Annotated in this window: 25 protein-coding genes and 1 pseudogene; 16 read left to right on the top strand and 10 right to left on the bottom strand. The window is 64.7% G+C overall.

The window, feature by feature from the left end; genetic code table 11:
- Positions 1-66: 66 nt before the first annotated feature.
- From TQ98_RS06415 to TQ98_RS06440, 6 genes are all read right to left on the bottom strand, one after another.
- Positions 67-1473 (bottom strand): cytosine permease, encoded by a 1407-nt coding sequence (locus tag TQ98_RS06415; protein WP_044875479.1) that lies wholly within the window; start codon positions 1471-1473, stop codon positions 67-69.
- Between the two features lie 104 nt (positions 1474-1577).
- The gene (locus TQ98_RS06420) at positions 1578-2723 is read right to left on the bottom strand and encodes an acyl-CoA dehydrogenase family protein (RefSeq protein WP_044875111.1); all 1146 of its coding nucleotides are present in this window, start codon (positions 2721-2723) and stop codon (positions 1578-1580) included.
- A 2-nt stretch (positions 2724-2725) separates the two neighbouring features.
- The gene (locus TQ98_RS06425) at positions 2726-3883 is read right to left on the bottom strand and encodes a CoA transferase (RefSeq protein WP_044875110.1); all 1158 of its coding nucleotides are present in this window, start codon (positions 3881-3883) and stop codon (positions 2726-2728) included.
- A gap of 11 nt (positions 3884-3894) precedes the next feature.
- Entirely contained in the window at positions 3895-5571 is a 1677-nt protein-coding gene (hutU, locus tag TQ98_RS06430) for a urocanate hydratase (protein WP_103102891.1), read from the bottom strand.
- Positions 5572-5959: 388 nt separating this feature from the next.
- Positions 5960-6712, bottom strand: a complete 753-nt coding sequence (hutC, locus tag TQ98_RS06435; RefSeq protein ID WP_103102892.1) for a histidine utilization repressor — start codon at positions 6710-6712, stop codon at positions 5960-5962.
- Positions 6713-6807: 95 nt separating this feature from the next.
- Positions 6808-7362 (bottom strand): DUF4157 domain-containing protein, encoded by a 555-nt coding sequence (locus tag TQ98_RS06440; RefSeq protein WP_242443057.1) that lies wholly within the window; start codon positions 7360-7362, stop codon positions 6808-6810.
- 259 nt (positions 7363-7621) lie between these two features.
- Here TQ98_RS06440 and TQ98_RS06445 point away from each other — a divergent pair, with 259 nt between their 5' ends.
- The 7 genes from TQ98_RS06445 (at position 7622) to TQ98_RS06475 (ending at position 13944) form a co-directional block, all read left to right on the top strand.
- Positions 7622-8392 carry a transporter substrate-binding domain-containing protein gene (locus tag TQ98_RS06445; protein ID WP_044873001.1) on the top strand — a complete coding sequence of 257 codons (771 nt, stop codon included), beginning with the start codon at positions 7622-7624 and terminating at the stop codon, positions 8390-8392.
- 217 nt (positions 8393-8609) lie between these two features.
- Positions 8610-10235: a methyl-accepting chemotaxis protein gene (locus TQ98_RS06450; RefSeq protein ID WP_044873002.1), complete on the top strand. Its 1626-nt coding sequence runs from the start codon at positions 8610-8612 to the stop codon at positions 10233-10235.
- A gap of 221 nt (positions 10236-10456) precedes the next feature.
- Positions 10457-10777 (top strand): DUF2388 domain-containing protein, encoded by a 321-nt coding sequence (locus TQ98_RS06455; protein ID WP_044873003.1) that lies wholly within the window; start codon positions 10457-10459, stop codon positions 10775-10777.
- Positions 10778-11129: 352 nt separating this feature from the next.
- Positions 11130-11645, top strand: a complete 516-nt coding sequence (locus tag TQ98_RS06460; protein WP_044873004.1) for a VOC family protein — start codon at positions 11130-11132, stop codon at positions 11643-11645.
- 9 nt (positions 11646-11654) lie between these two features.
- A complete protein-coding gene (locus TQ98_RS06465) occupies positions 11655-12440 on the top strand; it encodes an SDR family oxidoreductase (RefSeq protein ID WP_044873005.1) in 786 nt (261 codons plus the stop codon).
- 11 nt (positions 12441-12451) lie between these two features.
- Positions 12452-13207, top strand: coding sequence for a glucose 1-dehydrogenase (locus TQ98_RS06470; protein WP_044873006.1), 756 nt, complete (start codon positions 12452-12454; stop codon positions 13205-13207).
- Positions 13208-13341: 134 nt separating this feature from the next.
- Positions 13342-13944: a TetR/AcrR family transcriptional regulator gene (locus TQ98_RS06475; protein ID WP_082073245.1), complete on the top strand. Its 603-nt coding sequence runs from the start codon at positions 13342-13344 to the stop codon at positions 13942-13944.
- Positions 13945-14012: 68 nt separating this feature from the next.
- On the opposite strand, the gene TQ98_RS06480 is transcribed toward TQ98_RS06475, so the two are convergent.
- Positions 14013-15719 (bottom strand): FAD-dependent oxidoreductase, encoded by a 1707-nt coding sequence (locus tag TQ98_RS06480; RefSeq protein ID WP_103102893.1) that lies wholly within the window; start codon positions 15717-15719, stop codon positions 14013-14015.
- Positions 15720-15789: 70 nt separating this feature from the next.
- Here TQ98_RS06480 and TQ98_RS06485 point away from each other — a divergent pair, with 70 nt between their 5' ends.
- From TQ98_RS06485 to TQ98_RS06500, 4 genes are all read left to right on the top strand, one after another.
- Positions 15790-16677 (top strand): LysR family transcriptional regulator, encoded by an 888-nt coding sequence (locus TQ98_RS06485; protein WP_044873009.1) that lies wholly within the window; start codon positions 15790-15792, stop codon positions 16675-16677.
- A 74-nt stretch (positions 16678-16751) separates the two neighbouring features.
- Positions 16752-17198 carry a nuclear transport factor 2 family protein gene (locus TQ98_RS06490; protein WP_044873010.1) on the top strand — a complete coding sequence of 149 codons (447 nt, stop codon included), beginning with the start codon at positions 16752-16754 and terminating at the stop codon, positions 17196-17198.
- Between the two features lie 222 nt (positions 17199-17420).
- Positions 17421-17963 (top strand): helix-turn-helix transcriptional regulator, encoded by a 543-nt coding sequence (locus TQ98_RS06495; RefSeq protein ID WP_044873011.1) that lies wholly within the window; start codon positions 17421-17423, stop codon positions 17961-17963.
- Positions 17960-19228: a HipA domain-containing protein gene (locus TQ98_RS06500; protein WP_044873012.1), complete on the top strand. Its 1269-nt coding sequence runs from the start codon at positions 17960-17962 to the stop codon at positions 19226-19228. The genes TQ98_RS06495 and TQ98_RS06500 overlap by 4 nt, the downstream gene beginning before the upstream one ends.
- On the opposite strand, the pseudogene TQ98_RS28050 reads toward TQ98_RS06500, so the two are convergent.
- Positions 19217-19447, bottom strand: a pseudogene (locus tag TQ98_RS28050) (MFS transporter); the annotation flags it as partial. The gene TQ98_RS06500 and the pseudogene TQ98_RS28050 overlap by 12 nt on opposite strands.
- 361 nt (positions 19448-19808) lie before the next feature.
- Here TQ98_RS28050 and TQ98_RS06510 point away from each other — a divergent pair.
- Positions 19809-20306, top strand: a complete 498-nt coding sequence (locus tag TQ98_RS06510) for a hypothetical protein (protein WP_044873014.1) — start codon at positions 19809-19811, stop codon at positions 20304-20306.
- A 245-nt stretch (positions 20307-20551) separates the two neighbouring features.
- Here the strand turns inward: TQ98_RS06510 and TQ98_RS06515 are convergent, their stop codons facing one another.
- Together TQ98_RS06515 and TQ98_RS27875 are read right to left on the bottom strand one after the other, a co-directional pair.
- Positions 20552-21181 (bottom strand): XRE family transcriptional regulator, encoded by a 630-nt coding sequence (locus TQ98_RS06515; RefSeq protein WP_044873015.1) that lies wholly within the window; start codon positions 21179-21181, stop codon positions 20552-20554.
- A 4-nt stretch (positions 21182-21185) separates the two neighbouring features.
- Positions 21186-21347, bottom strand: a complete 162-nt coding sequence (locus tag TQ98_RS27875; RefSeq protein ID WP_177410162.1) for a hypothetical protein — start codon at positions 21345-21347, stop codon at positions 21186-21188.
- A 361-nt stretch (positions 21348-21708) separates the two neighbouring features.
- Here TQ98_RS27875 and TQ98_RS06520 point away from each other — a divergent pair, with 361 nt between their 5' ends.
- Genes TQ98_RS06520 through TQ98_RS06535 form a run of 4 tightly spaced genes read left to right on the top strand, consistent with a single transcriptional unit; the run spans position 21709 to position 25431 of the window.
- Complete coding sequence (locus TQ98_RS06520; protein WP_044873016.1) at positions 21709-22599, top strand: TauD/TfdA family dioxygenase; 891 nt, start codon at positions 21709-21711, stop codon at positions 22597-22599.
- A gap of 43 nt (positions 22600-22642) precedes the next feature.
- Entirely contained in the window at positions 22643-23689 is a 1047-nt protein-coding gene (locus TQ98_RS06525) for an ABC transporter substrate-binding protein (protein ID WP_103102894.1), read from the top strand.
- A gap of 4 nt (positions 23690-23693) precedes the next feature.
- Positions 23694-24551, top strand: coding sequence for an ABC transporter ATP-binding protein (locus TQ98_RS06530; RefSeq protein WP_044871651.1), 858 nt, complete (start codon positions 23694-23696; stop codon positions 24549-24551).
- Positions 24552-24564: 13 nt separating this feature from the next.
- On the top strand, positions 24565-25431 hold the full coding sequence (locus TQ98_RS06535) for an ABC transporter permease (RefSeq protein ID WP_044871652.1): 867 nt from the start codon (positions 24565-24567) through the stop codon (positions 25429-25431).
- The last annotated feature ends 12 nt before the right edge of the window (positions 25432-25443 follow it).

The following is a 25443-nucleotide window of genomic DNA, read 5'->3' on the forward strand; positions in this document are numbered from 1 at the left end:
GCCTGTTGGCGGAATGGACGGGGAACCGGCTTGCCACCCGGTGGGGCGGAAAGCCGCGTTCAAGGTCTAGCGCTGTCCCTGGGCAAGGCCCTGGACGTGCGCCTGCGACTGGCGCCGGGCCCACTGCCGGGCGAGCGGGCAATAAACCAGCGCCGGCACGATCAGGCCCACCAGCCAGGAGATGTCGGTATCACCCAAGTGCTGCACCAGCGGCCCGGTGTAGAAGCCGGTGGCGATGAAGGGCATCTGCACCAGCACGCCGAACCCATAGGTGCCGATACCCACCCAGTTCCAGCGGCCGTAGCGGCCATCCGGGTCGTCCAGGGCGGCAACGTCGTAACGCTCTTTGGTGATGAAGTAGTAGTCCACCAGGTTGATGGCGCTCCAGGGCGTGAAGAACGCCAGCAGGAACAGCAGGAACGACTTGAACGCGCTGAGGAAGGAATGCTGGCCGATCAGCGCCAGGCTGGTGGAGACGCCGACAATGCCGAGGACGAACAGCAGGCGCTGGCCGTGGGTGACGGTGAAGCGGCTGCGGAACGCGCTGACGATGGTGGCGATGCACATGAAGCTGCCGTAGGCGTTCAGGGTGGCGATGGTCACTTTGCCGAAGCCCACGCTGAAGAACAGCAGGCTGGCCATCAGGCCGCTGGCGCCCAGGCCGACGATGTAGCTCACCTCATGTCCGGAGAAGGCGCCGCCCGCCAGCGCGGCGGCGAACACGCCGAGCACCATGGACGTCTGCGAGCCCAGCACCGAACCCAGGCCGACGGCGAGGAAGGTGCGCATGGGGGACGTGGAGCTGGGCAGGTAACGCGAGTAGTCGGCAACGTAGGGGCCGAAGGCGATCTGCCAGGAAGCCGACAGCGAAACGGCCAGGAGGAAGGTGTTCCAGCTGAAGTGCCGGTTGTCGAGCAGGGTGGCGATGTCGTTCACCGACAGCAGGCGCACGAAGAGGTAGGCGAAGGCCACCACGCCGAGCACGCTGGCGACCCGTCCCAGCAGGTGGATCACGCGGTAGCCGCAGACCGTCAGCACCACGATCACGGCGGCGAAGATGAGGATACCCGCCGTGTCGCTGACGTTCGCCATGCGGCCGATGGCCTGGCCGGCGAGGACGGTGCCGGTGGCGTTGAAGCCGATGTACATGATGCAGACCAGCACCAGCGGGATCACGGCGCCGAACACGCCGAACTGCACGCGGCTGGAAATCATCTGCGGCAGGCCGAGGCGCGGCCCTTGGGCGCCGTGCAGGGCCATGACGATGCCGCCGAACACCTGGCCGATCAGCAGGCCGATCAATGACCAGAACACATCACCGCCCAGCACCACGGCCAGGGCGCCGGTGACGATGGCGGTGATCTGCAGGTTGGCCCCGAACCACAAGGTGAATTGGCTGAAGAGGCGGCCGTGCCGTTCGCTCTCGGGGATGTAATCGATGGAGCGCGTTTCGATAAGGGACTTGCCAGACATGCGGGTTTCCTCCTGCGGCGCCATTGCCCATGGCGCCTCTATTGTTGTTATTGCAACGGATGCCCTGCGGACCTGGACGGCTGGCGCCGCCCGGGTTGGCCGCCTCAGCTGCGGGCGGCGTCCAGTACGGCGCGGGAGATGATGATTTTCTGGACCTCGGAGGTGCCTTCGAAGATGCGCAGGATGCGTGCATCGCGCACGAAGCGTTCCAGTGGCAGGTCGCGGATGTAGCCATAGCCGCCGTGCAGCTGGAGGGCGGCATCGGTGATGAAGCCGGCGGCCTCGGCGGCGAACAGCTTGGCGGTGGCCGATTCCAGGCTGAAGCGCTCGCCCGAGTCGCGGCGAGCCGCCGCCTGCATGGTCAGCAGGCGCGCCGCTTCCAGTTGTGCGTGCATGTCCGCCAGGCGCCACTGGGTGCCCTGGTAGGCGGCCAGGGGCTTGGGCCCGATCTGCCGTTCCTGGACCCAGCCGAGGCTGTATTCCATGGCCGCACGGGCGATGCCCAGGGACATGGCCGCCACCTCGACCCGGCCACGGTCCAGCACTTCCATCGCAGTCTTGAAGCCCTGGCCTTCCTCGCCCAGCAGGGCCGAGGCGGGCAGCCAGCAATCCAGGGCCAGCTCGTAGATGGTGCTGCCGCGCAGGCCCATGGTCTTCTCCGGGCTGGAGAAGGTGATGCCCTCGGTGCCCTTGGGGATGAGGAAGGCGCTGATGCCACGGTGGCCGGCCTCGGCATCGGTCTTGGCATAGAGCACGATGAAGTCGGCTTCGCGGGCGTTGGTGATGTAGTGCTTGCTGCCACGGATGCGCCAGCCGTCGTTCTCCCGGCTGGCGCGGGTGCGCATGTCGGCCGGGTTGGAGCCGGCGGCGGGTTCGGTCAGGCCGAAGGCGCCGAGCAGCTCGCCGCTGGCGGCGCGGGGCAGCCATTCCTGGCGCTGCGCCTCGGTCGCGCCGATGAGGATGGAGTCGGTGGCCAGGAAGTGCGCGGTCAGCGCCGAGGCGGTGGAGGCGCAGGCGGCCGCCACGGCTTCCACCACGCGGCTCATCGCCAGGCTGCCGATGCCGAAGCCGCCGTAGGCCTCGGGCAGGTTGATGCCCATGAAGCCCAGCTCGCCCAGGGCCTTGAGGCTGTCGCCACAGAACGACTCGGCTTCGTCGTAGCGTTGGGCGTTCGCCTGCAGCACATCACGTGCGACGCGCTCGGCGGATTCGATGACCGCGAGTTCCGCGGCGTCCAGTTCGAAGTTCATCTTCATTCTCCAGAGGGGGTCAGGCCGAACAGGGCATTGGCTTCGCCCAGGTGCGGGGCGGGCGAGGCGGCGTGGGGTTTGCTGCCGTTGAAGAACACCGGCTGCGGGACCAGCGGCGAGCGCGCGCCGGCCTCCACCAGCAGTTGGCGGGTCTCGGCCTGCTCGCTGCCGGTGGCCTGGGCGAGGTTCCACACGGGAGAGGAGGGCACGCCGGCGTCCAGCAGCAGGTCGCAGATCTGCTCGACGCGGCGGGTGCCCGTCCAGGCTTCGATCTCCGCCTTCAGTGCGGTTTCGTTGGCGGTACGCGAGCCGTCGTCGACGAAGCGCGGGTCATCGGCCAGGGCCTCACGTTCCATGCTCTGGCACAGGCGGCGGAACAACTTGTCGCTGGCCACCGCGATCACCACCAGGCCATCGGCGGCGCGGTAGGTGTCGAAGGGCGTCGAGACCGGGTGGCGGTTGCCCACCAGGCCAGGGGCGTTGCCGTGCGCGAAGAGGTTGGACAGGCCGGTCATCTGCAGGCTGACCAGCACGTCGAACATCGCCACGTCGAGGTACTGTGCGCCGGCACCGTGGAACTCGCGGGCGAACAGCGCGGAGCTGATCGCCCAGGCGGCGTAGACCCCGGCGCAGAGGTCGCCGAGGGCTTCGCCGCTGCGGGTCGGGCCGGTCTCGGGGAAGCCGGTCACGCTCATCAGCCCGGACATGGCCTGGGCGACGATGTCGTAGGCCGGGCGGGCGGACAGCGGCCCGCTCTGGCCGAAGCCGGAAATGCTGGCGTAGATCAGCCGGGGGTTGTGCGCCGTGAGGCTGTCGAAATCGATGCCCAGCCGCTGCGTCACGCCGGGGCGGAAGTTCTCCACCACCACGTCGGCGTCGGCCACCAGTTCGAGGAAGCGCTGCCGCTCGGCGGGGGCCTTGAAGTCGAGTTCGACGCTGCGTTTGCCACGGTTGATCAGGCCGAAGTAGATGCTCTCGCCATCCTCGCCGAAGGGGCCCAGGTGGCGGCTGTCGTCGCCGTGGCCGGGGACCTCGAACTTGATGACCTCGGCGCCCAGGTCGGCCAGCATCGCAGTGCAATGCGGGCCGGCCAGCACGCGGCTGAGATCGAGCACGCGGATGCCTTGCAGCGGCTTAGGGGTGTGGTTCTGCTTGTTCATGACGTCAGCCCTCAGCGCTTGCCGGTGATCATCGGCAGGTTCAGACCCTGTTCCTTGGCGCAGTCGATGGCGATCTGGTAACCGGCATCGGCGTGGCGCATGACGCCCGTGCCCGGGTCGTTGGTCAGGACGCGGGCGATACGCGCCGCCGCTTCGTCGGTGCCGTCACAGACGATCACCATGCCCGAGTGCTGGGAGAAGCCCATGCCCACGCCGCCGCCGTGGTGCAGCGAAACCCAGGTGGCGCCGCTGGCGGTGTTCAGCAGGGCGTTGAGCAGCGGCCAGTCGGAGACGGCGTCGGAGCCGTCCTGCATCGCTTCGGTTTCGCGGTTCGGGCTGGACACCGAGCCGGAGTCCAGGTGGTCGCGGCCGATCACGATCGGCGCGGACAGCTCGCCGGAGCGGACCATCTCGTTGAAGGCCAGGCCGAGCTTGGCGCGCAGGCCCAGGCCGACCCAGCAGATCCGCGCCGGCAGACCCTGGAAGCTGATGCGCTCGCGGGCCATGTCCAGCCAGCGGTGCAGGTGGGCGTCGTCCGGGATCAGTTCCTTGACCTTGGCGTCGGTCTTGTAGATGTCCTGCGGATCACCCGACAGCACCGCCCAGCGGAACGGGCCGATGCCGCGGCAGAACAGCGGACGGATGTAGGCCGGGACGAAGCCGGGGAAGTCGAAGGCGTTGGCCACGCCCTCTTCCTTGGCCATCTGGCGGATGTTGTTGCCGTAGTCGAAGGTCGGCACGCCCATCTTCTGGAAGTCCAGCATGGCCTGCACGTGCACCGCCATGGACTGCTTGGCGGCCTTGACCACGGCAGCCGGCTCGGTCTGCGCGCGGTCGCGGTACTGCTCCCAGGTCCAGCCGATCGGCAGGTAGCCGTTCAGCGGGTCGTGGGCGCTGGTCTGGTCGGTGACCATGTCCGGGCGCACGCCACGGCGGACCAGCTCCGGCAGGATTTCGGCGGCGTTGCCCAGCAGGGCGACGGAGATGGCCTTGCCCTCGGCGGTGTACTTGGCGATGCGCGCCAGGGCGTCGTCCAGGTCGGTGGCCTGCTCGTCGACGTAGCGGCTGCGCAGGCGGAAGTCGATGCTGGTCTGCTGGCACTCGATGTTCAGCGAGCAGGCGCCGGCCAGGGTGGCGGCCAGGGGCTGGGCGCCGCCCATGCCGCCGAGGCCGGCGGTGAGCACCCAGCGGCCGGTGAGGTTGCCGTTGTAGTGCTGGCGGCCGGCCTCGACGAAGGTTTCGTAGGTGCCCTGGACGATGCCCTGGCTACCGATGTAGATCCAGCTGCCGGCGGTCATCTGGCCGTACATGGCCAGGCCCTTGGCGTCCAGTTCGTTGAAGTGTTCCCAGTTGGCCCAGTGCGGCACCAGGTTGGAGTTGGCGATCAGCACGCGCGGGGCGTTGGCGTGGGTCTTGAACACGCCGACCGGCTTGCCGGATTGCACCAGCAGGGTCTCGTCGTCGTTCAGCTCCTTCAGGGTCTCGACGATCTTGTCGTAGCACTCCCAGTTGCGCGCGGCACGGCCGATGCCGCCGTACACCACCAGCTCTTTCGGGTTCTCCGCCACCTCGGGGTCGAGGTTGTTCATCAGCATGCGCAGCGGCGCTTCGGTCAGCCAGCTCTTGGCGTTCAGCTTGGTGCCACGCGGGGCGCGGATTTCGGTGTCACGGAAGCGGGAGGCTTTCATGGTGGTTTCCTTCTTGTTAGGGCGGGTGTTGCTCCGGGCGGCGATTTCCCGATCGCACCTGGGGCGTGGGTGTGGGTTTCTCATCTCTTATACATACAACCATATATCAACCTGTATATACAAGCTAAGGCAAAAACAGGACCAACCTGCCGAGGGCGCCTTGCATCGGGGCCTCAGGGAATGGAGATGCGCTTATTTTTCAATGGGTTGAGTGGGCGAGACAGGTACTGTCGGCGCGCGCTGGGGCGGACGGAGAAGCCGGCCAGGGCGACGGACGGAGCGAAAAAAGGTAACGGCGCCTGTTTCGGGTAACGCCCGAACGGCGAAAAAACGCAACAAGGCACCCTCGGCTGGAGGCAGCCGAGGGCGATGCGGGGCGTGGCGGGCGTTACTGGCCGAAGCGGCCTTCGAGGCGGTAGCGTGAGCCGGGGTAGACGAGGCGGGCGCAGCCCACTTGCCCCTTGCCGGACCAGCTGCGGCGGCGGATGAGCAGGCAGGGATCGGTGCGCTTGATGCGCAGCAGCTTGCATTCGGTGGGCGTCGCCTGGATGGCTTCCACCATGTGCTCGGCTTCGGTCAGCGGCGCCAGTTGCACGAGATAGGCGAAGGGGGTGACGCGGGTGAAGTCCTGCTTCAGGTAGTCGGGGGCGACGTCCGCGTTGACGAAGCGTTCCTCGATCTGCACCGGGATTTCGTTTTCGTAGTGCACCAGCACCGAGTGGAACAGCGTGCGTACCCCGTCCAGGGGGAAGGGCAGCGAGGCCGCGTCCTGGTTTGCCAGCGCTTCGAGCAGGATCACTTCGCTGCGATGGGTGTGGCCGCGCGAGGTGATTTCCTCGGCGATGTCATGGATCTGGAACAGCGCGGCATGGCCCTTGGCTTCGGCAACGAACGTGCCCACCCCCTGCACCCGCACCAGCACGCCTTCGATAGTGAGTTCGCGCAGCGCGCGATTGATGGTCATGCGGCTGACGCCCAACTGGTTGAACAGCTCGCTCTCGGAGGGAAGCTTGAAGTTCGGTCCCCAGACGCCGGTACGAATCTGCTGCAGGATGATGTCCTTGACCCTGGCGTAAAGCGGGGCGGGGCTTTCGAGGGCAAAGGCGGCCAAGGATGCGCGGTCGTCGGAGGAGTGGGGCACGGATTTTCCTGGAAGTGGTTGGGCGGATCGAATCGCCCGCCAGTGTAACCCTGCCCATCAGGCGGCGCCTACCTGCGCCCCGGCGGCGGGCCGCGCTATTGGGCGCTGCTCGCCATGGTCGGCTTCAGCGCCCGTCTCACCTCGGCCTGAATCTTGTACGCCGGCGCCTCCACGGTGTTGTAGTCGCGGGTGTAACGCTGGGCGAAGCCTGCCACGCCCCATTCCTGGTACTGCTTCACGTGATGCAGTTCGTGGGCCCAGAGGGCGACGTTGTTCTCGGCGTCTTCCGCGTTGCGGAAAACGATCACGTCCACCAGGGTCACGGCTTCCACGTCGGGGTTCTGCATCAGGGTGTTGGCGGCGTTCACCTCGTCGTCGACGCCCACCTTGTAGCGCACGGTATCCAGTACCCCCAGGTCGTACCAGGGTTCCAGCTGCGCGCGAATGTGCAGCGGAATGGGCTGCAACCGGCTGGCGTCCATGTTGTTGCGTGATTCCACGATCCACTGCTGCAGGCTGGTGGAGGCCATCTGGTTGACGCCTTCCAGCAGCGGCGCCATGTCCCCCTGGCTGCCCGGCGCGCAGAAGCAGGTCACCACGCAGACCTTCGATTGCCCGGCGGGGCAGGCGAGGGCGGTGGTGGAAATCAAGGAAAGTGCAATGGCGAATGTGCGAAGAAACGTGCATGTGGATACAGCGAGCAACTAGGGCCTCCCGGGAACGCTGACGGCGCGCGCCATTATGGACAGCGGCGCCCGGATTTGGTTGCGCGCCGCCCGGTCGGCCGACGGCCGGGAGGGGACACCGATTCAGTTGAAAACAGGGTGCTGCTGAAGGGCAGAAAAAGAGAAGACTGCCGGGATCGGGCCAGCCTACACTGAGGCCCTCCCGCAAGGTTGTCGTTCTTCTATGCCGATCCCGCTGGTCATCCACCGCTGCCGAGCGCACTGGTTGGTCACACTGCTGCTCGCCGCTTTCTGGCTCCAGCCTGTGCAGGCCGCCGAGCCGACCGAGTATCGCGTCGGCGTGGAGCAGGTGGATTACTACCCGATCTATTCCGCCGTACCGCCAGACAACCAGTACCGAGGCTTTGCCCGCGACCTGCTGGACCTGTTCGCCGCCCGCGAGAACCTGCGCTTCACCTACGTGGTGCTGCCCGTGAGGCGTCTTGCCCATGCGTACCGTGCGGGCCAGCTTGACCTGGTGTTCCCTGACAACCCGCGCTGGGAGGCGGAGCAGAAACCGGCGGACATCGCCTATTCGCAGCCGGTGCTGCAATTCCAGGACGCCATGCTGGTGCTGCCGCAGCGTCGGGGCCAGCCGCGCGAACGTTTCCACAGGCTCGGCTTCGTTCGCGGCTTCACGCCGTGGAAGTTCCAGGACGATATCGCCGCCGGGCGGGTGGTCATCCAGGAGGCGCCCAATCCCGAGGGGCTTATCCACATGGCGCTGGCTGGCCACATCGACGCGGCCAACATGGCGTTGCAGGTGGCGCACTTCCACCTCAAGCGCCAGGGCCAGGAGCACGGCCTGGTAGTAGCGCCGACGTTGCTGCCGCTCGCCAACAGCTATTACTGCCTGTCCAGCATCCGTCATCCGGAGTTGATCCGCCGCTTCGATGCCTTCCTCCAGCGAGAGCAGCAAGCGGTGCAGGCGTTGAAGGCCAAGTACGAGCTTTGAGCCGCGCCACCGACCATCCGGGGCAGTGGCTTTGCCGCCCGAATCCAGTCGCTCGAATTCACTCATAATCCGAGCGGATATTTCGTTCTCATGGCATTCTCCGCACGGGGCGCGGAGGTAGTGGCCCATCGCCACGCCATTGCGAAGCTTTCGCATCGCGGCTAGCGCGACGTCGGTTCCCCGTGAATGAACAGGTTGGCCTAAGAAGGAGCTGGACGTGGATCTGCGGAACTTGAACATCGGCCTGCGGGCAGGACTGGGATTCGCCGTGCTGACGCTGATCACCCTCGCATTGGGTGGCTTCGGTCTTATGCAGATGAATCAGATGGACAAGATGTCCGAAGTGGTCGACACGAAATGGCTGCCGTCGATCGTCGCCGTGAACGACATCGGCGTCGCCTCGTCCCGTGTCCGGTCGCTGACGTTGCGGATGCTGGTGCAGCGCGGCGAAAGCGCTCTGCGCGAAACCGGCCAGCAGCTCGATGCGGCGAAGCAGGCGCTGGAAACGGCCGAGCGCACGTACCAGGCGATGATCTCCAACGCCGAGGAACGGACCGCCTATGACGACTTCGCTGCGGCGAAATCGCGTTACATGGAACAGCAGGCACAAGTGCAGACGTACGTGCAGCAGGGCAAGCGTGCCGATGCCATCCAGGTCGTGAACTCCAGCCTGCACGGCCTGGCCGACCAGATGAGCAAGGAGCTGCAGGATCTGGCCGCCCTCAACAAGGACGGTGCAGCGCGCGCGGCGGAAGAAAGCGACGAGGTCTTCCACAGTGCCGAGAGTCTGATCCTGTTCCTGCTGGTCGGCGCCGCTGCGGTCAGCGTGTTCATTGCCCTGGTGCTCACCCGCAGCATCGTGCGGCCCCTGTCCCAGGCGGTTGAGGTGGCCCGCACGGTCGCCTCGGGGGATCTCACCAGGACCATCAGCATCCAGGGCCGCGACGAGCCCGCTCAGTTGCTCCAGTCCCTGGGCGAAATGCAGCAGCATCTGCGCGATACCATCCAGCGCATCGCGGATTCCTCCAGCCAGCTGGCGTCTGCTTCCGAGGAACTGCATGCGGTCACCGAGGACTCCAACCGTGGGCTGCACCGGCAGAACACCGAGATCGAGCAGGCAGCCACGGCCGTCAATGAGATGACTGCCGCAGTGGAAGAGGTGGCGCGCAACGCGGTCACGACCTCCGAAGCTTCCCGGCGCACCGACCAGACGGCCCAGAGCGGCCATGCCCAGGTGCGTCAGACGGTCGACTCCATCAATCAGCTGGCGACCGATGTCACGGTCACCTCCGAGGAAGTGGGACAACTGGCCGACGATGTGAGGAATATCAGCCAGGTGCTCAACGTCATTCGCGCTATCGCCGAACAGACCAACCTGCTGGCGCTGAACGCCGCCATCGAGGCGGCCCGTGCCGGCGAGCAGGGGCGCGGTTTCGCGGTGGTCGCGGACGAAGTGCGCGCACTGGCCCACCGGACCCAGCAGTCCACCACGGAAATCGAGCAGATGATCGGCGGCATCCAGCAAGGCGCGGAGAAAGCCGTCGGGGCGATGCAGAACAGCATGGTCCGGGCGCAGTCCACCCTGCAGGTGGCCCAGGCGGCCGGAGAAGCGCTGGAGGACATCACCCGCGCCATCACGGAAATAAACGAGCGCAACCTGGTCATCGCCAGCGCGTCGGAGCAGCAGGCCCAGGTCGCCAGGGAAGTCGATCGCAACCTGGTGAACATCCGCGACCTGGCGGTACAGACCTCGGCCGGTGCCGACCAGACCAGCGCGTCCAGCCAGGAACTGTCGCGGCTGGCCGTGGACCTCAATGGCCTGGTGACCCGCTTCAGGGTCTGAATCCCGTAGCCAACGACAAAGGCCGGCCCAGCGCCGGCCTTTTTCATGGGTAGGGTGCGCCGTGCGCACCGGCGGTTCGGCGGGGTGCCGAAGCCGATCCCGGAATCGGTGCGCGCAGCGCACCCTACGGTCCAGCCCCGGCCAAAATTGTCTGCAGCACGGCCGGAACTCGTTTCACGGGGCGCAATCTGAGGGGGAACGCACACACCCGAGGAGTCCCCATGCGTTTCCGCAGTACCGCTACAGCCCTTGCCCTGATCGCCCTTCCGTTTGCCTCGGCCATGGCCGAAGACGACGACCTGCTGCGCAACCTCCTTTCCACCGGCGCCACCACCGCCTCCAGCTACATCACCAGCGGTGGTGACGACAAACTCGTCGGCCCCGTTCAGGACGACGCCAGCAGCTTCATCGCCAGTGACGGCGCCATACGCGGGCCGTACCTCGAGGCCGAGCTGCAACGCCTCCGCAACGCGAATCCTGCTCTGCGCGCGAGCAGTGACCTGGAACTGGCCGGCGCGATTCTGGCCGCTGAACCGCACTGATTGCACGACGATGCCCGCGGCTTGGCGCCGTGGGCATCGCTGCGTTTCCCCGGCGCCACGCTGAACCTGGGCGACCGGGACCTCCCCGCCTGAAGAGCTGGCTGCCCACAGCAGGCTTTAAACAGCCATCGGTATCCTGACGTCCTGTCACCCCTGATCCCCGCCGCCCCTGCGTGCAACGTGCGTTCGCGCCCTACATTGTCACAAAAAGTATTTATGTGACATTATCTGTCTCCAATCTATATTTTGTGACATAGGGCGTCCGTCGCCATACCCCAGCGTTTGTTCCTCCCACGGCAGGCAACGCGGCCCACCAGACCGCAGGCCATGACACTCAACAGAGCGAGAAGAAATGAGCAAAGCACTGATGGGCCCGATTGATCAGCTCGGCTACCTGGTCGACAACTTGGACCAGGGCATGGATCGCTGGGTGCAGCGTCTCGGCGTCGGTCCCTGGACGGCTTTCCGCGACGTTGTCCTGGACGGGCGCTACCGGGGTGAGGCGGTACAGGTGGAGATGAACGTGGGGCTGGCCTATCAGGGCGATGTCCAGATCGAGTTGATCGAGGTTGTCCAGGACAGCGCGTCGCCGTACCGCGATGCTCAAGGGCGTCCGTTGCTCGGGCTGCACCACATTGCCTGGGTGGTCGACGACCTCGACCGTGAACTGGCTCGCCTGACGAGCAATGGCCTGCAGGTGGTGTTCGAGGCCCACAACCCCGCGACACGGGTTGCCTATCTGGAGGATTCGGCGGAGCCCGGCGTCCTCTTTGAAATCATCCAGGGCGCGGGCATGCGTGACCTGATCCGAAACGGAATCGCCGTTACCAAGAGCTGGGACGGCAGCCAACCCATCCGTACCGTCTGAGAAAACGACATGACGAATCGACTTGAAGGCAAGGCCGCCCTGGTGCTTGGCGTGGCGCCCGGCAATGTCGGCGAAGCCATCGCCCGCCGTTACCTCGACCAGGGCGCGCGCGTGCTGGTCGCCGGCCGCCGCGCCGATGCGCTGAATGCCGTCGCCGCCGACCTGGGCTGCGATGCCCGGGTCTGCGATATCACCGTGGAAGACCAGGTGAACGCCTTGGTCGCGGACGCCGTACAGCGCCTGGGCGGTCTCGACATCGGCGTCAATGCCAGCGGCTGGGGGCTGCTCAAGCCGTTCCTGGATCACAGCCGGAACGACCTGGAGCAGATGAACGCCATCCAGTTCAGTGGGCCTTTCCAGTATTTCCAGGCACTGCTGCGGCACATGCCGGCAGGCGGTTCGATCATCCAGATCTCGTCGGTCACGGCGACCATCATGTTCGACCAGCACGCCGCGTACATGGGTACCAAGGCCGGAATCGACCACGTGATCCGCTGTATCGCCCATGAGTTCGGGCATCGCGGCATCCGCGCCAACTCGATCGCGCCGGGCGGCGTGGCCGATGCGCCGATGTCCGGCGGCGGTCTGCACCATCCGGCCATTGCCGCGCTTTACCAGCGTGAAATCCCATTGGGTCGTAGTGGACTGGCCGCCGACGTCGCGGATGCCGCGCTGTGGCTGGCGAGCGACGAATCCAGTTTCGTGACCGGTCAAGTCATCCATGTGAGTGGCGGCCAGACCCTGCGGCGCAACCCGTCGATGGTCGACGTCATTGCCGCAGCAACATCCAGCTGAGGAGCACTGCAATGAAGCGATTGGAAGGCAAGGTGGCATTGATCACGGGCGGCGCCCGAGGCCAGGGCGAGGCGGAAGCCCGGCGCTTTGTCGCCGAGGGGGCGCGGGTGGTGATTGCCGACGTGCTGGATGCGGAAGGCCAGCGGGTTGCATCCGAGTTGGGCGAAGCCGCGCTGTTCCAGCATCTGGACGTCACCCGCGAGGACGACTGGAGTGCTGCGGTGCGTGTGGCGCAGCAGCACTTCGGCAAGCTCGACGTGCTGGTCAACAATGCCGCGATCCTCAAGATGGCGTCTCTTGAGACTTGCTCGCTGGAGGACTATCGCCGGGTGATCGAGGTAAACCAGGTGGGCTGCTGGCTGGGCATGAAGGCCGTACTGCCGGCGATGAAGGCCGCAGGCGGTGGGGCCATCGTCAATGTCTCGTCCACGGCGGGCATGGAGGGGGTGGCCTGGGGCACGGCCTACGTGTCCAGCAAGTTCGCCGTGCGTGGCATGACCAAGGCCGCCGCCCTGGAGCTCGGCGCGTACGGCATCCGGGTCAACTCCGTCCACCCCGGTGGGATCGACACGAACATGGCGCGGCCGCCGGAGATGGCCGACATCGATCCGTCGACGATCTACCGTGGCTTGCCGATCCCGCGTATCGGGCGCCCGGACGAAGTGGCGAATCTGGTGCTGTTCCTCGCCAGCGATGAATCGAGTTACTGCACCGGCTCGGAGTTCATCGTCGATGGCGGTCTGTTGGCGGGCAAGGCCTTCAACTGATTGGTCGCTCGGACTGACAAGCCTGGCCGAAGTTGCCGGCCAGGCGTGTCAGCGCCCTTCACCGCACCAGGGCACGCTTCTGTGCGCCAAACCATGGGAGAATCGCGTCTCCATGTAGAGGCGGGGAGGGTTGCATGAGTCGGAAACTGCGCTGGGGAGATGCCAGCCGGATGGAGAGTGTCGGCGAGGGTCGCGCGGTCATCCTGAAGGCGGCGCTGGACGCCATGATCGAAGATGGTTTCGACAGTTTCTCCATCGACGATGTCGCCATGCGCGCCAACATCTCCCGCCGAACCCTTTACCGTTACTACGGCAGCAAGAAAGAGCTGATCCAGGCGGTCATCAGCGTCGAGAACAGTGCCTTCTTCGAAGAGATGCAGCGCAGCCTTGCCGAATTCGAGGACGACTTCGAGGCTTACCTGATCGAGTGCGTGTGTTTTTCAGTCCGCTACCGTGACCATCACAACGGCGGGTTCCACCACAGTTACCTGGCCAAGAACGTCTCCCCGGAAGTCTCCGCCTATATCCTCGAGAACATCGCGCCGATGTGGCACAGCCTGCTGGAAGGACCCTACCGGCAATACATCAAGCGCCTGTCATTCGCTCCCGCTGCCCTGGAAGACATCATCGAACTGATAAGCCGCCTCGGGTTGAGCTACTGCCTCGCCCCCGTCGAAGAAGCTGACATCAGGCGCCATATCCGACTGATCCGACTGGTGTTGGACGCCCCGCGATAACCCTGGCGAAGGGGCCCGGCCAGCCCCTTCGATCCTGGTACGCGACTCATCCACGAATGCGCCGCCGATCACTCGGCGAGCGTGGCTCCCGAGATGTGTTTGGCCGCCTGGTACGCGAAGGTCATGGCCGGCCCCAGCGTCGATCCCGGCCCCGGATACGCCGGCAGGATCGAAGCCGCGCAGTTGCCCGTGGCATACAGGCCACGGATGACCTCGCCCTGTTCATTCCTGACCTGGGCGTTGGTGTCGATGTCCAATCCGCCGTTGGTACCGAACTCGCCGAGGTGGATGCGCACCGCATAGAAAGGCCCACGGCCGATCGGCGCGAGACAGGGGTTGGGCTTCACCGACGGGTCGGCGTAATAGCGGTCGTATTCGCTGTCGCCCCGGCCGAATTCTTCGTCCCTGCCGGCTACGGCGAACCGGTTGAAGCGCTCGACTGTCGCCGCGAGTCCGGCAGCGTCGATACCGACCTTCAGTGCCAGCTCTTCGAGCGTGTCGGCCTTGCTCAGGAAGGCTTCGTCGAAATAGGACTTGGGAATGCGCCAGTCCGGCATCAGCTTCGACGTCAGGATCGGGCTCACGATGTACTTCCGCCGGAAATCGGCGTCGAAGATGATCCACAGCTGGCTCGTATCCGTGCCCGCCTGATGCAGGCGATGACATTCCCGCACATACATCTGGTAGTTCATCGATTCGTTGGCCACTCGCTTGCCGCCTTTCTCCACGACGATGCTGCCGGGATAGGACTTCTCCATGATCGAGGGGTACGGATACGGGATACCCGGCACGCGGAAGGTCGGTACCCACCATGCCCCCTGCATGCGCGCCAGGCGCGCACCGTGGCGATTGGCGATCTCGATCGGTGCGCCGCAATTGCCCTTGTGCGTGGTCGTCCAGCTGGTGTGGGTGGGGGCGGGGAGGTAGGTCTCACGCATCTGCTGGTTGTGCTCGAAGCCGCCCGAGGCCAGCACCACGCCACGACGGCATTGAATCACTCGCTGGCGCCCCTCCGTCTTCACGATGATGCCGGTGACTGCACCGCGTTCCATCACCAGATCGACCATTTCGCTCTTCAGGTCGAGCGCAAGCTTGCGGTCTTCCATCGACCACAGCAGGCGTGCCACGCCGGCACTGCCACAGGTGGCCCGGCGTGACCGGTGCGTGCGCAGTCGTTGCGGCAAATCCAGGAAATATTGCGCCAGGAGCTTGGCGGCCAACAGGCGCCAGCCCGGCGCCTGCACATTGAAGCTGTGCGCTTCGGTCTGCGTCATCGGTACGCGGCCGAGCATTTTCAGGATCGGGTGATGATCGCGGAGGTACTGGCCCCGCTGGTCTAGCTTCGTGATGTTCACCGGCTCGGGCTCGATGGAACGATGTCCCGGCCGCGACCCCGGCAGCGTCGAAAAGTAATCCGGGTAATGCGCGAGCGACCGGTACCGCATGCGCGTGCGTGCATGCAGGAAGCGCAGCATCTTCGGCGCATTTTTCAGGTAGGTCTCGATCATCTCCCGGGGGACGGTGCCTTCAGGATCGGTAGCCAGCACGTAGGCCAGGGCGTCTTCGTAACTGTCCTGGATGCCTTCGGCCTCGGCGTAAGGGTTGCCGGGAATCCACACACCTCCACCGCTCAACGCGCTCGTCCCGCCCGCCTGGTCCGAGGACTCGATGACCAGCACGTCGTTGACGCCCATTTCGTACAGGCAGAGTGCGGCGGCCAGCCCACCATTGCCTGATCCCACTACCACCACATCACGGCTTTCTGTCCAGTTCATAGGTCTACTCGATTCAGCTCGAGGCCTAATATAGGAACCTGCTCTGGACACCCGGAATGAGTGATTTCGCATGACCCAATGCAAAAATGCCCGTGGCCCGCTCCGATGGGATGATCTGCGGTTCTTCCTCACCGTCGCGCAAACGGGCTCCCTCCTTGCCGCAAGCAAAAGCCTGCACGTCGACCGAACCACGGTTGCTCGCCGCCTGGATGCGCTGGAGCGCTCCATCGGCAAGCGGCTTTTTACCGCTGAGGACGGTGTAACCCGGACGACCGAGGCGGGACGTGCCGTGTTGAAGGCATCGGAGCGCATCAGCGACGAAATCCGGGAGCTCGAACGGCTCTTGTACGGGAGCGGTGAGGCCATTGAAGGGACCGTCAAGATTGCCATCGCCAAAGGATTGGGCGATGCGTTCATCCCGGACGTCCTGGCCATCCATGCCATACACCCCGGGATCACCATCGAGATCGCCAGCGTCGCGGACCCGATGCGCGTGGTGATGGAGCGCAAGGCCGATCTCGGTATTGGCGACGCGTACGAACGCCCCGAGCGACTCGACACTGTGCTGCTGGGCAATATGGAAGTCGCCATGTATGGCGCCGTAGAACGAAATGGCAGGCCCCCGACCACCTGGATCGGTTGGAGCGAATACGCGCCCAAACCCTTCCTCGACTGGGTCAACGAACAGGTCGGCGAGGGCGCCTCGATCAGTACGCGGGTCAACAGCTGGGAGACGATGCGCAGCGCCGTCCTGACCAGCGATGCGGCCGCGCCGCTCTGGTGCATGCTGGCCGATGGCGATTCGCGCCTCGCACGGCTCAGCGACGCCAGCGCCCATTACATCGCGCTCTGGCTGGCGTCCCCGGACGGCCTCAAGCGCCAGGCGGCCCACGAAGCGACCTGGCACTTTCTCCACCAGCGATTATCGCGGCGCGTCGCAGAGGCCGATCAGTCCTAGTCCACCGGGACGAAGCCAGGGGAGTTTCCACGGCCCTACATTGGCACCCACAACCGATGCAGGAGGAGGCGTGCATGAGCAACAGCGAAACGGAGATCGCCAATCTGCTGTACCGATACGCCGAGCTGCTGGATGGTGGAAATCTGCAAGGTGTCGCCGAGCTGTTCCGGCATGCGCAAATCAAACTGCAGCCGGGCGATGAGCGGGTCGGCGCAGACGAACTCCTGTGCATCTTTCGTGAGCAGGTAAAGCTCTATCCCTGTGGCACGCCTCGTACAAAGCACCTGGTCACTAACCCGATCATCGAAGTCGATGAGGCGTCACACCGCGCCACCGCAAGGTCGTATTACACCGTTCTGCAGGGAACAGACAACCTGCCACTCCAGCCCATCGCCACAGGTCGGTATCACGATGCATTCGAACGCATCGACGGCGTATGGCGCTTCTCGTTCCGGGATTACTCCATGCTGGATATGGTCGGCAACTTGAGCGGCCACCTGAACGGAGCAGCCGCTTCCTGACGGGCCCGGCTCCCCAAACTGGAGTCCTTGGCCCGTAAGCGGAGCCGACTCTTTCCGCGCGGCGCCTGTAATTATTCTGGCGTTTTTTAGCTGAAAAACATGAAATATTGCCTCTAGTGGCGATCAGGGTGACGTTCAATTGCCGCGTGGCGTTGGTCGCCCTACCGCTAAAGTGCTAATATTTTGGCTGTTCTTATTGAAAAGCGATGGAATATTAGCGCCATGGCCAAGAAGACAGCCCCTCTCTTGCCGTCGACCAACAAGCTCCTCATCGAATTCGGTGAGCGGCTCAAGCTAGCGCGTCTGCGCCGCAAGCTGACGGCCAAACAGGTTGCCGAGCGCGCGGGGATGTCCCCCATGACCCTGCGTTCGCTGGAAGCGGGCGGATCAGGCGTCACGATGGGTGCTTACCTGTCTGTCATGCAGGTTCTTGGCCTGGCCGGCGACCTGGCGAAGCTCGCCGATGCGGATGAACTTGGCCGCCAGCTCCAGGACGCGCGTTTGATCGGGAACGACGCTGTACACAGCCGCCGCGCCGCGCCCACGAAAGCAGCTCGCAATGCGCCCCCAGTAGCGCGAGCACCCCACAAACCCTCTTCGATCACGAAAAAGAATGCGGAGACGAAGGCCAACAAGCCGGCGCCTGAAGGCGCCGGGAAAGAGGTCGCTGCCAGCGCTGAGGCGCCCATAGACGTCGCGACGAGCACGGATGCTCTGACGTCATTGCTTCGCAAGCCGAAACGCAAAGGGAACGTAGAGTCATGAGCCTGATTGCCGTGTATGCGGACTGGGACGGACTGCCTGGGCCCAGACGACTTGGCTTCCTGCACAGCCGCAGGACCAGAGCAACCGAGCGGTTCGAGTTCGAATACGACACTGCAGCGCTTGCCGACCCTCACCTTGCCGGATTGCAGTTGGACCCGAGCCTTCAGCCCTTCGGCGGACCGCAATATCCCGCCCCGCCCAGAGACAAGTTCGGGGTCTTCGATGACTCGAGCCCAGATCGTTGGGGGCGCCTGCTGATGGATCGCAGGTTCGAGCGTGACCAGCGGGCAGGGCTGTTGCCTGCGGAGGCGCGTCTCTACGAATCGGACTACCTGCTGGGTGTGCATGACCTGTATCGCGTGGGCGCGCTGCGGTTCCGGATCGAAGACGAGGGCGATTTCCTTGATGACCGGATCAACGTCGCGGCCCCGCCTTTCACTGAGATTCGTGCCCTGGAGCAGGCCAGCCGCGCGCTTGAGCAGGATCCCGACAACATCGCTGCAGAGGGGCAGGACTGGTTGCGCATGCTCATCGCGCCGGGTGGATCGCTCGGCGGCGCCAGGCCCAAGGCGAGCGTCGCGGACGATGCGGGGCACCTGTACATCGCCAAGTTCCCAAGCACACGGGATACCTATGATGTCGGTGGCTGGGAGATGGTGGTCAATGCCTTGGCCAGCGGTTGCGGCCTGGATGTCGCGCCAGCGCAGGCTCGGAAGTTCGCCAGCGATCATCACTGCTTCATGGTGCGCCGCTTCGACCGCACCGATGCAGGCCGCCGGCTGCACTTTGCTTCGGCGATGACCCTGACCGGGCACAGCGATGGCGACGATGCCTCGACCGGGGTGAGCTACCTGGAGCTCGCAGAAGTACTCATGAACCAGGGCTCGCAGCCTAATAAGGACCTGCGAGAACTATGGTCGCGAATCGTCTTCAACATCCTCGTCTCCAACACGGACGATCACCTGCGCAATCACGGCTTCATCCTGATGCCCGGCAATGGCTGGAAGCTCTCGCCGGCCTACGACATGAACCCTGTTTCCCATGCCGACGGGCTGAAGCTCAATATCACTGATGCGGACAACGCCCTCGACCTTGAACTGGCCCGCGAAGTTGCTGGGTATTTCCGCGTGAACCTACGCGAGGCGGACGAGATCATCGAGGAGTTTCGAGAAATCGTCGGTCAATGGCGGACGCTGGCCGGAGGTGTGGGCCTGTCCGCGCGGGAGCAGGATCGAATGGCGGATGCCTTCCGGCTTGCCGAGTGAGATCCGTTGGTGGTGGCGCAGGTGCTCCAGCCAGGACTCATCGACGAAGAGTTCCAGCCAATGACGCGGGTTCTCGCTGTCCTGCACCAGTTTCCAGGAGATCGCCCCGTTGCGCTTGCGCATGCCGCGTACGTCCCTCATTGCATCCTGGAAGGCTGCCGCGTTTTCCGGATCGGCGTCGTATTCCAGGGTGACCAGCACCGGGCCGCGTTCCTGATCCTCACCTTCGACCAGGGTCGGTCTCAGTCATCCGTTGAAGTGACTTGTTGTGTCCAGAACCTCGGTCAAAACCGCGTAATTGGTGAGAAAGATCGCCTGGGCTTAGATTTTTTATTCACTAGGGTTATTTGCTAAGCGTTTGATCGCATATCCATTTCGCCGGTTTCGGCGCCATGGCCGAGGGGCTGATCGCTATGGCAGCCAGTCCTTCGTTATCGCATCGAATCCGTTTGCGGCACGCGAAAAATCAGTGGCCCGGCGTCGTTCGCCGACGCTGGCTCGTCATCTTGTCCGGCATCCGGGCGTTCCTAGAATGGCCGCCATTCCGTTTACCCATTCCATCCTTTGAGGGAGCGCCACCATGATGAATGCCATGCAGATGCCGATGAACGCCAACACCATGATGCCGATGATGGGCATGCCCATGATGATGGCCACCATGCAGTGTGAAATGCAGGCCGACGGCATGCTGTGCAAGATGATGCCGGCGATGGGCATGGACATGGCGATGTTCCGCAACAGCGCCGAGATGATGGCGATGATGTTGAACTGCGGCATGCCGATGATGATGCACTGCGGCAACATGTCGATGATGGGCATGTCCCAGTCCGGCATGGCCATGATGCCGATGATGAACATGATGCCGATGATGGGAATGGGCATGCCCATGCCGTCCATGAAGTGCGTGATGGAGTGCTCCATGGAGGGCGGTCCCCTGATGTGCAGGATGATGCCGATGCAGGGCATGAACATGGAGATGTTCAAGAGCTGCTGCGCCCTGATGATGAAGATGATGGAGTGCGGCATGCCGATGATGATGAGCTGCAACGGCATGCCGGTGATGTGCTGCACCTGCTGATCGGCAGGATACGAAAAAGCCTGGCTGGGGAACCCGCCGGGCTTTTTTTGTGCCTCAGCTCCGGGGAACCTTTGGTGGAAATCGCTTCGCTATTTTCACCCTACGGCTCTGCCACTCGGGCGCCGCAGGGGGCAGCTTCGCCGCCCTTGGCGAATGAATTCGCCCCTACAAGGAGACGCCCCCACCCTCCAGCCCCGTAGGGTGGACAGCGCTTTTCTATCCACCAGTCGGGTAGACGTGCCGACTCAATCGAGGCGCTCGGCATAGGTGGTGACCAGGTAGGCCACCGCTTCGCTGTCCGAGGGGTTGCGGTAGGTATGGGGCTGGTCGGCGTAGAAGAGGATCGAATCGCCGGTGGCGAGCAGGAAGCGCTCGTCGTTGACGCTGATCTCCAGCACACCTTGGGCCACCACCAGGTTCTCCTGGGTGCCAGGGGCGTGAGCGGGGGAATCCTCGCTGGCCAGTGCCGCCAGGCGCAGCTCGTAAAACTCCACCTGGCGCGAACAATCGAAGGGGAACAGCGCGCGGCTGACGAAGCTGCCGTCGCGGCTCACCAGGCGTTTGCTCTGGCGCGCCGGCAGCACCGCGACACCGTCGAAGGCACGGTCGTCAAGGAAGGCCGCCACCGAGACCTTCAGGCCCTGGGCGATCTTGCACAGCACCTTGATGGAGGGAACGCTTCGCCCCGACTCGATCTGCGCCAGCATGGCCCGGCTCACGCCGGATACGCGCGACAGGCCATCCAGGGAGAGATTTCGTTTGCTGCGCAGGCGCAGCAGGTTGCTGGCGACTCGTTTGCCAATGGGGTCGTCCACGGGGCTTGGCGCCGCGATCAACACCTGGTCATGGGCGCCGGCAAGAAAGGACTGCCCCATGGTTTCACGCCTCTCGAATGCCGCCGTCCCGTCGCTGCTGCAGAATCTGGCATGCCCCGTATCCCGCGCGCGAGGCGTACATCAGCCACATCAGCTCGGCAATGCGGCGGGCCTGGCGGCGCGTGCGATAGCGGGCGATGTCGATGACGTTGTCGGCGCGGTCCATTTGCGTTGCTCCTTTGGAGTCATGGGGTACGGGGCTAGCCTAGTCGCTCCGCCTTAGAACAATAAATACTGAATTAGAATTTGTTTATTCCATATTGTGTTGACTGGTGATTGAGGCTTCCTAGGATCGAGGTGGCTCTAGGACGCGCGATAGCGGGTGGTGGAATGAGAGGTGGCGGAGAGAAGTGGTCGCCATATGTTTATTCCCAAACGATATTTAAATTAATTTTCTTATTTCGATACTGTTTCTCCATGCGTACCTGCCGACCAATCGGCGCGCCGCTCGATGAACCTTTGCGGACACCCCGCGGTTCTTGATCGATGCGCGCCATGAACGCGCAGTTAATGCATGGAGAGTCGCCATGTCCGTGGCACAAAGCCTTTCTGCGGCAGAGCCGCAGTCGTTCGAGATTCGTCCCTTCGCCGGCGCCGCCCTGGGGGCCGAGGTGATCGGCCTGGACCTGTCCCGGCCCCTGGTCGAAGCGGATTTCGCCCGCATCCACCGCGCCCATCTGGACCATCACGTGCTGGTGTTCCGCGACCAGCGCATCACCCCCGAACAACAGATCGCCTTCAGCCGCCGCTTCGGCCCCCTGCAGATCCATGTGCTCAAGCAGTTCCTGCTGGCAGGGCACCCCGAGGTCTTCATCATTTCCAACATTGTCGAGAACGGCCGTCCCGTCGGCCTGGGCGATGCCGGCAAGTTCTGGCACTCGGACCTGTCGTACAAGGAATTGCCGAGCCTGGGCTCCATGCTGCTCGCCCAGGAGCTGCCGGAGGAGGGCGGCGACACCCTGTTCGCCAACCAGCACCTGGCTTACGACACCCTGCCGGCGGCCCTGCGCCAGGCCATCGAAGGCAAGCGCGCGTCCCACTCCTACACGGCGCGCTACGCCGACGAAGTGTTTGCGGGCATCCAGCGACCCCAGCTCACCGCAGCCCAGCTCGCCGAGGTCAAGGCGGTGGTCCACCCGGTGGTGCGCACGCACCCGGAAACGCGCCGCAAGGGGCTGTTCGTCAACGAGAACTTCACCACCCACATCCTCGATATCCCCGAGGACGAAAGCCGGCAGATCCTCGCCGAGTTGTTCGCCCACAGCGCCCGCCCCGAATTTATCTACCGCCACCCGTGGCAGCCCCACGACCTGGTGTTCTGGGACAACCGCGCGCTGATCCACCTGGCCACCGGCTGCCCCAACCACCTGCGCCGGCGCATGCACCGCACCACCATCCAGGGCGACGCCCCGTTCTGATCCGCTGAGCCTTTCTCGCGATCCCTTTTTCATGGAGCTTCATATGTCTCTAGGCAAACGCTTTCCTTTCATTCCGCGCTTTGGCCGACTGGCCGGCACCCTGGGCCTCGGTCTCAGCCTGTTGACGGCGGGGCTCGCGACGCCCTCCGTGGCCCAGGCCGAAGGCGAGATCCGCATCGCCGAACAGTTCGGCGTGGTCTACCTGTTGCTCAACGTGGTCCGCGACCAGCACCTGATCGAGAAGCACGGCAAGGCCGAGGGCCTCGACATCAAGGTGGACTGGACCCAGCTGTCCGGCGGAGCCGCGGTGAACGATGCGCTGCTGGCCGGCTCCATCGACATTGCCGGCGCCGGCATCGGCCCCCTGCTGACCATCTGGGACCGCACCCACGGCCGGCAGAACGTCAAGGGTGTGGCATCCCTGGGCAACTTCCCCTACTACCTGGTGAGCAACAATCCCAAGGTCAAGACAATCGCCGACCTGAGCGACAAGGACCGCATCGCCGTGCCCGCCGTGGGCGTTTCCGTGCAGTCGCGCTTCCTCCAGTACGCCGCCGCCAAGCAGTGGGGCGACAAGGCGTACGACCGTCTGGACAAGTACACCGTGGCCCTGCCGCACCCCGACGCCACTGCCGCGTTGAAGGCCGGCGGCACCGAGCTGACCGGGCACTTCTCCAACCCGCCGTTCCAGAACCAGGCCCTGGAGAACCCTGACGTGCACGTGGTGCTCGACACCTACGAACTGCTCGGCCCGAACTCGCCCACCGTGCTCTACACCACCGAGAAGTTTCGCCAGGACAACCCGAAGACCTACAAGGCCTTCGTCGCCGCGCTGGCCGAGGCCGCCGACTTCGCCCAGAAGGACAAGGGCGCGGCCGCCGACACCTATATCCGCGTGACAGGCGCCAAGGTCAGCCGCGAGGACCTGCTGAAGGTGATCGGCAACGAGCAGATCCAGTTCAGCGTGAACCCCACCAACACCTACCCGCTGGCGGATTTCCTGCACCGCGTCGGCGCCATCAAGAACAAACCGGCTTCCTGGCAGGACTACTTCTTCCAGGACGAAGCGCACCCGCTGCAAGGAAGCTGATGAGATGAATGCCCCGCTGCAAGGCCGCACGGCCAGCACGCTCACGCACCTGCAGCCGTTGCTGCAGGTGGAGTCGGTGAACCTCGAATACCGCACGCCGCAACGGGTGGTGCGGGCAACCCATGGCGTGAGTTTCGAAGTGGACCCGGCGGATCGCTTCGTCCTGCTCGGGCCTTCGGGCTGCGGCAAGTCGACCCTGCTCAAGGCGGTGGCTGGCTTCATCGCCCCGCGTGCCGGGCGCATCCGCCTGGACGGCGCACTGGTCCGCGAACCCGGCCCCGACCGCATCGTGGTGTTCCAGGAATTCGACCAGCTGCCGCCCTGGAAGACGGTGAAGGAGAACGTCATGTTCCCGCTGCTGGCCTCGCGCACCGCCAGACGCCAGGAGGCCGAGGAGCGTGCGCTGCACTATCTGGAGAAGGTCGGCCTGGCCGGTTTCGCCGAGGCCTATCCGCACACCCTGTCCGGCGGCATGAAGGCGCGGGTGGCCATCGCCCGGGCGCTGGCGATGCAGCCGAAGATCCTGCTGATGGACGAGCCCTTCGCCGCGCTGGACGCCCTGACCCGGCGCAAGATGCAGGAGGAGCTGCTGCAACTCTGGGAGGAGGTGCGCTTCACCCTGCTGTTCGTCACCCACTCCATCGAGGAGGCGCTGGTCGTGGGCAACCGCATCCTGCTGCTGTCGCCCCATCCGGGGCGGGTGCGGGCGGAAATCAGCAGCGACCGGTTCGACCTGCACAGCCTGGGGGGCGTGGCGTTCCAGAACGCCGCCCAGCGTATCCACCGTTTGCTGTTCGACCAGGAGGACGGGGCTGCACCCGAGTCCGACCTGGGTTTCCAGGACATCCGCATCGCCTACTGACGAGAGAATCCCCATGAGTGTTTCCGGCGTTCGCCGCGAGGAATATGAAATCACCCTTGCGCCTCTCGACAACCTGCCCCTGGAGCTTCCGCTTCCCCTGCACCAGCGCATCTGGCAACAGGGGTGGCTGCGCAAGCTGGTGATCCTGGCGCTGCTCGCCCTGGTCTGGGAACTGGTGGCGCGTTACCAGGCCAACGACTTGCTGCTGCCGGGTTTCCTGCAGACCATCCGCGCCTTCGCCGAGGGCCTGGCCAGTGGCGAGCTGCTGCAGAAGGTCGCGATTTCACTGGTTGTGCTGGTCAAGGGCTACCTGATCGGCATCGTCCTCGCGTTCCTGCTCACCACCCTGGCGGTGTCCACCCAACTGGGCCGCGACCTGCTGTCCAGCCTGACCGCCATGTTCAACCCGCTGCCGGCCATAGCGCTGCTGCCGCTGGCGCTGCTCTGGTTCGGCCTGGGCGAGAACAGCCTGATCTTCGTGCTGGTGCACTCGGTGCTCTGGGCGCTGGCGCTGAATACCTACGCCGGCTTCCTCGGGGTTTCCGAAACCCTGCGCATGGCCGGGCGCAACTACGGCCTCAAGGGCCTGCGCTTCGTGCTGCACATCCTCATTCCGGCGGCGCTGCCGTCGATCCTCGCCGGCCTGAAAATCGGCTGGGCCTTCGCCTGGCGCACCCTGATCGCCGCCGAACTGGTGTTCGGCGCGACCAGCGGCAAGGGCGGCCTGGGCTGGTACATCTTCCAGAACCGCAACGAGCTCTACACCGACAAGGTGTTCGCCGGACTCATCGCGGTGATCCTGATCGGCCTGCTGATGGAGTACCTGGTGTTCGCCAGCCTGGAGCGGGTGACCGTCAAGCGCTGGGGGATGCAGCGGTGAGTGAGCGTGTCG

Source organism: Pseudomonas sp. LFM046, assembly GCF_000949385.2.
Taxonomy (GTDB): domain Bacteria; phylum Pseudomonadota; class Gammaproteobacteria; order Pseudomonadales; family Pseudomonadaceae; genus Metapseudomonas.

Coding starts and splice junctions, on each gene's coding strand:
- TQ98_RS06415 (WP_044875479.1), bottom strand. CDS start 1,473: ATGTCTGGCAAGTCCCTTATCGAAACGCGCTCCATCGATTACATCCCC.
- TQ98_RS06420 (WP_044875111.1), bottom strand. CDS start 2,723: ATGAACTTCGAACTGGACGCCGCGGAACTCGCGGTCATCGAATCCGCC.
- TQ98_RS06425 (WP_044875110.1), bottom strand. CDS start 3,883: ATGAACAAGCAGAACCACACCCCTAAGCCGCTGCAAGGCATCCGCGTG.
- hutU (WP_103102891.1), bottom strand. CDS start 5,571: ATGAAAGCCTCCCGCTTCCGTGACACCGAAATCCGCGCCCCGCGTGGC.
- TQ98_RS06445 (WP_044873001.1), top strand. CDS start 7,622: ATGCCGATCCCGCTGGTCATCCACCGCTGCCGAGCGCACTGGTTGGTC.
- TQ98_RS06455 (WP_044873003.1), top strand. CDS start 10,457: ATGCGTTTCCGCAGTACCGCTACAGCCCTTGCCCTGATCGCCCTTCCG.
- TQ98_RS06460 (WP_044873004.1), top strand. CDS start 11,130: ATGAGCAAAGCACTGATGGGCCCGATTGATCAGCTCGGCTACCTGGTC.
- TQ98_RS06465 (WP_044873005.1), top strand. CDS start 11,655: ATGACGAATCGACTTGAAGGCAAGGCCGCCCTGGTGCTTGGCGTGGCG.
- TQ98_RS06470 (WP_044873006.1), top strand. CDS start 12,452: ATGAAGCGATTGGAAGGCAAGGTGGCATTGATCACGGGCGGCGCCCGA.
- TQ98_RS06475 (WP_082073245.1), top strand. CDS start 13,342: ATGAGTCGGAAACTGCGCTGGGGAGATGCCAGCCGGATGGAGAGTGTC.
- TQ98_RS06480 (WP_103102893.1), bottom strand. CDS start 15,719: ATGAACTGGACAGAAAGCCGTGATGTGGTGGTAGTGGGATCAGGCAAT.
- TQ98_RS06485 (WP_044873009.1), top strand. CDS start 15,790: ATGACCCAATGCAAAAATGCCCGTGGCCCGCTCCGATGGGATGATCTG.
- TQ98_RS06490 (WP_044873010.1), top strand. CDS start 16,752: ATGAGCAACAGCGAAACGGAGATCGCCAATCTGCTGTACCGATACGCC.
- TQ98_RS06495 (WP_044873011.1), top strand. CDS start 17,421: ATGGCCAAGAAGACAGCCCCTCTCTTGCCGTCGACCAACAAGCTCCTC.
- TQ98_RS06500 (WP_044873012.1), top strand. CDS start 17,960: ATGAGCCTGATTGCCGTGTATGCGGACTGGGACGGACTGCCTGGGCCC.
- TQ98_RS06510 (WP_044873014.1), top strand. CDS start 19,809: ATGATGAATGCCATGCAGATGCCGATGAACGCCAACACCATGATGCCG.
- TQ98_RS06515 (WP_044873015.1), bottom strand. CDS start 21,181: ATGGGGCAGTCCTTTCTTGCCGGCGCCCATGACCAGGTGTTGATCGCG.
- TQ98_RS27875 (WP_177410162.1), bottom strand. CDS start 21,347: ATGGACCGCGCCGACAACGTCATCGACATCGCCCGCTATCGCACGCGC.
- TQ98_RS06520 (WP_044873016.1), top strand. CDS start 21,709: ATGTCCGTGGCACAAAGCCTTTCTGCGGCAGAGCCGCAGTCGTTCGAG.
- TQ98_RS06525 (WP_103102894.1), top strand. CDS start 22,643: ATGTCTCTAGGCAAACGCTTTCCTTTCATTCCGCGCTTTGGCCGACTG.
- TQ98_RS06530 (WP_044871651.1), top strand. CDS start 23,694: ATGAATGCCCCGCTGCAAGGCCGCACGGCCAGCACGCTCACGCACCTG.
- TQ98_RS06535 (WP_044871652.1), top strand. CDS start 24,565: ATGAGTGTTTCCGGCGTTCGCCGCGAGGAATATGAAATCACCCTTGCG.